Here is a 6864-nt window from a genome sequence, read left to right as displayed (position 1 = left end):
GCCGGGCCCGGCTCGGTGGGGGTCGAGTCGGGCCCGGCGCGGCATCGGCCGTCCCCGCCCTGAGGCTAGGGACGACCCGCTAACGGGAGGTACGGACGAGGTTTCGGCGCCGTCACGCACCCGGGCAACCGGGTTAACGGCACGTAAGACGCGGCGCCGGCGGACGTGCGGACCCGGTCCACCCGGTCCGCCGCCACAGGCCACCTGGTTCGTATCCGACTAGGTCGGCCGACACGTCACCCGTGCCGGCCTGCGACCACCGATGCGCATACCCGCCCCCGTCTCCCCCGTCCGGTCGGCACGTGCGACGCTTCGACGCCGAACAGACGCCACACGTACGACTATCGCAAGGGTGGCTCGCCGCCCGCCCGGACGCAAGGTCCTGACCGGTACCGATCCCCGACCGATACGCTCCCGATCCCGGACCGACTCCCGGCGCGGCACCCCGGCCCGACTGCCGACAGAGCATCAGTCGCCTCACCCCCGGGCCAGCACCTCGCCGTGCAGCACGGCGAACCAGCCGTCCGGCTCCAGCGTCCAGCGGCGCCAGCCCTCGGCGATCTCCGCCAGCTCGGCCCGGTCCGCGACGCCGTGCTGCTGCGCGGTGCGGGCCAGCCCGGAGTCCTCGATCCGGTCGGCCCACAGGCCGCCCCACCACAGCCGCTCGCCCGGCGTGGCGTAGGTCCAGGTGGAGCTGGACGCCGTCACCTCGGGGAAGCCGGCCGCCCGGGCCCAGGCCAGCAGCCGCCGCCCGGCGTCCGGCTCGCCGCCGTTGGCCCGGGCGGTCCGCCGGTACACGTCCAGCCAGCCGGCCAGCTCGGGCAGTTCGGGGTACCAGGTCATCGCCGCGTAGTCGGCGTCCCGGGCGCCCAGCACGCCGCCCGGGGCCAGCACCCGGCGCAGCTCGCGCAGCGCGGCCACCGGGTCGGCCACGTGCTGCAGCACCTGGTGGGCGTGGACCACGTCGAAGGTGCCGTCGGCGTACTCCAGCCGGTGGACGTCGCCGACCGCGAACTCCACGTTGGTCAGGCCGCGCCCGGCCACGTGGTCGGCGGCCTGCGCCAGCACCTCGGCCGAGCTGTCCACCGCCACCACCCGACCCGTGGGCCCGACCAGCTCCGCCAGGTCGGCGGTGATCGTCCCGGGGCCGCAGCCGATGTCCAGCACCGTCTGCCCCGGGCGCAGCTCGGGCCGCAGGTAGCCGGCCGAGTTGGCCACCGTGCGACTGCGGTGCGAGCGCAGCACCGGCTCCTGGTGACCGTGCGTGTAGACCGTCTGATGTTCCGTCATGGCTGCTCCTACAGGCGGATCGAGACCGGTTCGGGGTTCCCCGGGGGCCGTTCGGAGCCTAGCCACTGTCTCACGTTTCAAGAAGATCTATCTCAGGATGCGAGACTTCCGGAGATTCGGCTTCACCTCGCGCACGGGCCGGGCGAATAATTCGGGCCATGGGAAAGAGCTACCACCGGATCGAACCCCGGCTGCGCTCGTTCATCGAGGCCCAGCCCGTCTTCTTCACCGCCACCGCACCACTGGCCGGCGACGGCCACGTGAACCTCTCCCCGAAGGGCCGCAGCGGCACCCTCGCGGTGCTGGACGAGCTGACCGTGGCCTACCTCGACTTCGGCGGCAGCCACGCCGAGACCATCGCGCACCTGCGCGAGAACGGCCGGATCACGCTCATGTGGTGCGCCTTCACCGGCCCGCCCACCGTGCTGCGGGTGCACGGGCGCGGCGAGCCGGTCTTCCGGGACGACCCGCGGTTCGCCGAGCTGCTCGGCCGCTTCCCGGCGACCGCGGACGGCGCGGGCCTGCGCGCGGTGGTGCTGGTGCACGCGGAGCGGATCAGCGACTCCTGCGGCTTCGCCGTGCCGTACCTGGAGTACCGCGAGGACCGGTCGCTGCACCGGGACTTCTTCGAGCGCAAGAGCGACCCGGAGTTCGCCGACTACTGCGCCGGCAAGGAGTACGTCGGGGCCAGCGTGGACGGCCTGCCCGGGCTCCCGCTCCCGCTGCCGCCCCGGCCCTGAGCCGCACCCCGCCACCGCGGCGCCGTACCGTGGACGCCATGGCCACCCGCCCCCACGTGCTGCTCAGCGCCGCGATGTCGATCGACGGCTACCTGGACGACGCCACCCCCGAGCGCCTGCTGCTCTCCCACCCGGCCGACTTCGACCGGGTGGACCGGCTGCGGGCCGCCAGCGACGCGATCCTGGTCGGCTCCACCACGCTGCGCCGCGACAACCCCCGACTGCTGGTCAACGACCCCGAGCGGCGGGCCGCCCGGGTGGCCGCGGGACGCCCGGCCCACCCGGTCAAGGTCACCCTCAGCGCGAGCGGCGACCTCGATGCCGGGCTGCGCTTCTGGCACACCGGCGGGCAGCGCCTGGTCTACACGACGGACCGGGCCGCGCCCGGGCTGCGCGAGCGGCTGGCCGGGCTGGCCGAGGTGGTCGCGCTCGGGCCGGAGCTCGCCCTGGGGGCGCTGCTGGACGACCTCGGGCGGCGCGGGGTGGGCCGGCTGATGGTCGAGGGCGGCGGCTCGGTGCACACCCAGTTCCTCGCCGCGGGGCTGGCCGACGAACTGCAGCTGGCGATCGCCCCGCTGCTGGTCGGCCACGCCGCGGCGCCGCGCTTCGTCAACCCGGCCGACTTCCCCGGCGGCAGTACCCGACGGCTGCACCTGCTCGGCACCGAGCAGGTCGGCGACGTGGTCCTGCTCCGGTACGCACCCAAGGAGACCTCCTCGTGAGCACCCCCACCGAGCCGGACCGGCGCTTCCTGGCCCGGGCGATCGAGCTGTCCCGGCAGTGCCCGCCCTCGGCCACCGCCTTCTCGGTCGGCGCGGTGCTGGTGGCCGCCGACGGCACCGTGCTGGCCGAGGGGTACAGCCGCGAGCAGGACCCGGTCGAGCACGCCGAGGAGGCCGCCCTGCGCAAGCTGCCGGCCGGCGACCCGCGGCTGCGCACCGCGACCCTGTACAGCTCGCTGGAGCCGTGCAGCCGCCGCGCCTCGCGCCCGCAGCCGTGCGCCGAGCTGGTGCTGGCCGCCGGGATCCCGCGCGTGGTGGTCGCCTGGCGCGAGCCCGACCTGTTCGTCACCGGCTGCGAGGGCCTGGACCGACTGACCGCGGCCGGCGTCGCGGTGGTGGAGCTGTCGGAGCTGGCGGGGGCGGCCCGGGAGGTGAACCGGCACCTTTTGTATCCTGAGGGAACATAAGGCGCCGCAGGGCGCCCGCAGCACGCCGCCCCCGTCTGAGGAGACCCCCGGCATGACCGCCACCGAGCTCACCGTCCGCGCCCTGCTGCTGGACATGGACGGGACCCTGGTCAACTCCGACGCCGTCGTGGAACGCTGCTGGCGCCGCTGGGCCGCCGCGCACGACCTCGACGGCGACCACGTGATGTCGGTGGTGCACGGCCGGCAGGGCCATCTGAGCATGGCGATCCTGCTGCCCGACCGGCCGACCGAGCAGAACCTGGCCGAGAACCGGGAGATGCTCGCCGCCGAGACCGCCGACACCGACGGGGTGGTCGAGGTGCCGGGCGCCGCCGCCTTCCTGGCCGCGCTGGCCGGCCACCCGCACGCCCTGGTCACCTCCGCCGACCTGGCCCTGGCCCGCACCCGGATGGCCGCCGCCGGCCTGCCGATGCCCGCCCTCGCCGTCACCGCCGAATCGGTGAGCGCCAGCAAGCCCGACCCCGAGGGCTTCCTCAAGGCCGCCGCCGAGCTGGGCGTCGACCCGGCCGACTGCCTGGTCCTGGAGGACTCCGGCGCCGGCATAGCCGCCGGCCGCGCCGCCGGCATGCGCGTGCTGGGCGTCGGCCCCCGCGCCCTCCCCCACCAGCCGACCGCCCACGTCGACACCCTGCACCAGGTCCGCCTCACCCCGGGCCCGGACGGCACCCTGGTGGTCCGCCTGCACCCCTGACCGGCCCCGGACACCACACCGCCCGGCCCGCCGAACAGGCGGACCGGGCGAGGAAACAGCGGTGACCGACGTCAGACGTCGAAGCGGAACGAATGCCGGGCCGGACCCGACCTGCGGCGGACGACCAAAAGCGCCCCCGACCAGGCTTGTCGCCACTCCAGCACAGACGTACAGTTTCTTGTACCTACCGGAGGAGCCGAGCCATGAAGACCATGACCTACTCGGAGTCGCGCGCACGGTACGCCGAGGTGCTCAACGCGGTCACGGACGACCGCGAGGAGATAGTGATCACTCGTGCTGGACGCGAGCCGGTGGTCATCGTCTCCCTGGAGGACTACCAGTCCCTGAAGGAGACTGCCTACCTGCTGCGCAGCCCCGCGAACGCGCGCCGCCTCCTGGCCTCCATCGAGGAACTGGAGAGTGGCGGCGGGACCGTACAGGAGCTGGCGAATCCCGAGTGAAGATCGTCTTTTCCTCCCGGGCCTGGGAGGACTACCTGTGGTGGCAACTCCAGGACCGCAAGATCCTCAAGCGGATCAACACGCTCATCGCCGACGTGGCACGCAACGGCAACGAGGGAATCGGGAAACCCGAACCACTCAAGCACGGGTTCCAGGGCTACTGGTCGCGTCGGATCAATGACGAGCACCGTCTCATCCACAAGGTCACCGACGACTCGGTCCTCGTCGCCCAATGCCGCTATCACTACGAGAGTTGACCCCGGTGATGCGAGTCGTCGAGCGTGACACGGCAGCAACCAGCGTGCCGCTCGGCCAACCAGCAATCAATAGTGGTAGCGGGCAGCCAGGACGATGATCTCTCGATCCGTAACCAGGTAGACGAGACGATGCTCGTCATCAATCCTCCGCGACCAAGCCCCGGGCAAGTGATACTTCAGTGGTTCAGGCTTACCGATCCCGGTGAACGGGTCGCGCAGGACGTCCTCGACGAGCTTGTTGATCCGGGCGAGCGTCTTGCGATCGTTCTTGAGCCAGGACGTGTAGTCCTCCCAGCCCTGCTCTTCGAAGACGAGCCTCACTCGACACCCCGCCCGGCATCCGCCGAGTCGGGGTCGATGAGTGTGCGCTCGGAGAGCCCTATGCCGTTCAGCGCATTGTCGTACGCCTTCAGCAAGCGACGCGCATTCGCCGGCGAACGCAGGAGATAGGAGCCCTCGCGCAAGGAGGCGTAATCCTCGGCTGAGACGAGCACGGCGTTTCCGTGCTTGGACACGATCTCGATGGCGTCATGATCCTCGTTGACCTTCTTGATCAACGGGAAGAGGTCCCTGCGGGCCTCGCTCGCAGTGATGGACATCGCGCGTACCCCCCTTCAGCGAGTGGTACCGAATAACGTACCACTCAAGCGGGGCTCCCGGGTGGAGCGACGGCCGATGCGGACTCCCGCACGTCAGCACCAAGTCAGCACGGAAATGAGGAGAGGGTCGGACTCCATGGAGTCCGACCCTCTCCGACCTGCACACTTGCCAAATCAAATGACATGCAGTAGCGGCTTGATCACACGTTGAAGCGGAACTCCACCACGTCGCCGTCCTGCATGACGTACTCCTTGCCCTCGATGCGGGCCTTGCCCTTGGAGCGGGCCTCGGCGATGGAGCCGGTCTCGACCAGGTCGGCGAAGGAGATGACCTCGGCCTTGATGAAGCCCTTCTGGAAGTCGGTGTGGATCACACCGGCCGCCTCGGGGGCGGTGGCGCCCTTCCTGATGGTCCAGGCGCGGGTTTCCTTGGGGCCGGCGGTGAGGTAGGTCTGCAGGCCCAGGGTGTCGAAGCCGACCCGGGCCAGGGTGGCCAGGCCGGGCTCCTCCTGGCCCATCGACTGGAGCAGCTCCAGGGCCTCCTCGTCGTCCAGCTCGATCAGCTCGGACTCGATCTTGGCGTTGAGGAAGATCGCCTCGGCGGGGGCGACCAGGGCGCGCTGGGCGTCCTTGAAGTCCTCGTCGGCCAGCTCGGCCTCGTCCACGTTGAAGACGTAGAGGAAGGGCTTGGCGGTGAGCAGGTGGAGGTCGCGGACCGGGGTGGTGTCGAAGCCCGCCTCGAACAGGGTCTTGCCGGTCTCCAGGACGGCCTGCGCCGCCTCGGCGGCGGCCAGCACCTGGGCGGTCTCCTTCTTCAGCCGGGCTTCCTTCTGCAGCCGCGGCAGGACCTTCTCGATGGTCTGCAGGTCGGCCAGGATCAGCTCGGTGTGGATGGTCTCGATGTCGTCCTTGGGCGAGACCTTGCCGTCCACGTGGACCACGTCGGGGTCGGTGAAGGCCCGCACGACCTGGCAGATCGCGTTCGCCTCGCGGATGTTGGCGAGGAACTTGTTGCCCAGGCCCTCGCCCTCGGAGGCGCCGCGGACGATGCCGGCGATGTCCACGAAGTCGACGGTGGCGGGCAGGATCCGCTGCGAGCCGAAGATCTCGGCCAGCTTGGCCAGTCGCGTGTCCGGGACGCCGACCACGCCGACGTTGGGCTCGATGGTGGCGAAGGGGTAGTTGGCCGCCAGGACGTCGTTCTTGGTCAGGGCGTTGAACAGGGTCGACTTGCCGACATTCGGCAGGCCGACGATTCCGATCGTGAGCGACATGAAGCGAGATCCCGGGGCTTGGAGGGCATGGGTTCGGCGCCGTGCGGCGATAGCGTGCGGGCCGACCGCCCAGTCTAACGGGGCAGGACACGGACGAGGTCTTGAGGCGTCATTACCCAAGGTGATGTAAATCGGACCGTACGTTGGGCATGTGGAGCAGAGCATCCGTACCCAGCCGCCCGGGCCCCGGCCCCGACCGCCAGCCGGCGGCGGGTCCCGCGAGGCCGCCGTTCCGGGGCCGGCCGTGCCCCGCGATGCCGTCGCCGCACGGCCCTCCAGACTCCGGGCCGCCTCCGGCGGCGTCGCCCCGCTGGCCCGGTTGCGCCAGCGGGTGGCCCGCGG

8 protein-coding genes and 1 pseudogene are annotated in these 6864 nt (G+C 71.4%); 5 read left to right on the top strand and 4 right to left on the bottom strand.

The window, feature by feature from the left end; genetic code table 11:
• Positions 1-477 precede the first annotated feature (477 nt).
• Complete coding sequence (locus ACQRUO_RS37660; RefSeq protein ID WP_428320685.1) at positions 478-1290, bottom strand: methyltransferase domain-containing protein; 813 nt, start codon at positions 1288-1290, stop codon at positions 478-480.
• Between the two features lie 158 nt (positions 1291-1448).
• On the opposite strand from ACQRUO_RS37660, the gene ACQRUO_RS37655 reads away from it, so the two are divergent.
• The 5 genes and pseudogenes from ACQRUO_RS37655 to ACQRUO_RS37635 all read left to right on the top strand — a co-directional run bounded on the left by ACQRUO_RS37655 (position 1449) and on the right by ACQRUO_RS37635 (position 4649).
• On the top strand, positions 1449-2030 hold the full coding sequence (locus ACQRUO_RS37655; protein WP_428320684.1) for a pyridoxamine 5'-phosphate oxidase family protein: 582 nt from the start codon (positions 1449-1451) through the stop codon (positions 2028-2030).
• Between the two features lie 38 nt (positions 2031-2068).
• A pseudogene (locus ACQRUO_RS37650) lies at positions 2069-3219 on the top strand (dihydrofolate reductase family protein).
• A gap of 52 nt (positions 3220-3271) precedes the next feature.
• Positions 3272-3931, top strand: a complete 660-nt coding sequence (locus ACQRUO_RS37645; RefSeq protein WP_428320683.1) for an HAD-IA family hydrolase — start codon at positions 3272-3274, stop codon at positions 3929-3931.
• 203 nt (positions 3932-4134) lie between these two features.
• On the top strand, positions 4135-4392 hold the full coding sequence (locus ACQRUO_RS37640; RefSeq protein ID WP_428320682.1) for a type II toxin-antitoxin system Phd/YefM family antitoxin: 258 nt from the start codon (positions 4135-4137) through the stop codon (positions 4390-4392).
• On the top strand, positions 4389-4649 hold the full coding sequence (locus tag ACQRUO_RS37635) for a Txe/YoeB family addiction module toxin (protein WP_428320681.1): 261 nt from the start codon (positions 4389-4391) through the stop codon (positions 4647-4649). Before ACQRUO_RS37640 ends, ACQRUO_RS37635 begins: the two co-directional genes overlap by 4 nt.
• Positions 4650-4715: 66 nt before the next feature.
• Here the strand turns inward: ACQRUO_RS37635 and ACQRUO_RS37630 are convergent, their stop codons facing one another.
• The 3 genes from ACQRUO_RS37630 to ychF form a co-directional block, all read right to left on the bottom strand.
• On the bottom strand, positions 4716-4970 hold the full coding sequence (locus ACQRUO_RS37630; protein WP_428320680.1) for a Txe/YoeB family addiction module toxin: 255 nt from the start codon (positions 4968-4970) through the stop codon (positions 4716-4718).
• Complete coding sequence (locus ACQRUO_RS37625) at positions 4967-5248, bottom strand: type II toxin-antitoxin system Phd/YefM family antitoxin (protein WP_031076460.1); 282 nt, start codon at positions 5246-5248, stop codon at positions 4967-4969. The genes ACQRUO_RS37630 and ACQRUO_RS37625 overlap by 4 nt, the downstream gene beginning before the upstream one ends.
• Before the next feature lie 200 nt (positions 5249-5448).
• Positions 5449-6522, bottom strand: coding sequence for a redox-regulated ATPase YchF (gene ychF / locus ACQRUO_RS37620; protein WP_428320679.1), 1074 nt, complete (start codon positions 6520-6522; stop codon positions 5449-5451).
• Between the last annotated feature and the right edge of the window lie 342 nt (positions 6523-6864).

This window comes from Kitasatospora sp. LaBMicrA B282 (genome assembly GCF_050325825.1).
Lineage (GTDB): Bacteria > Actinomycetota > Actinomycetes > Streptomycetales > Streptomycetaceae > Kitasatospora.
The sequence above is the reverse complement of the archived record's forward strand: the minus strand, read 5'-3'. Positions and strand labels throughout refer to the sequence as shown.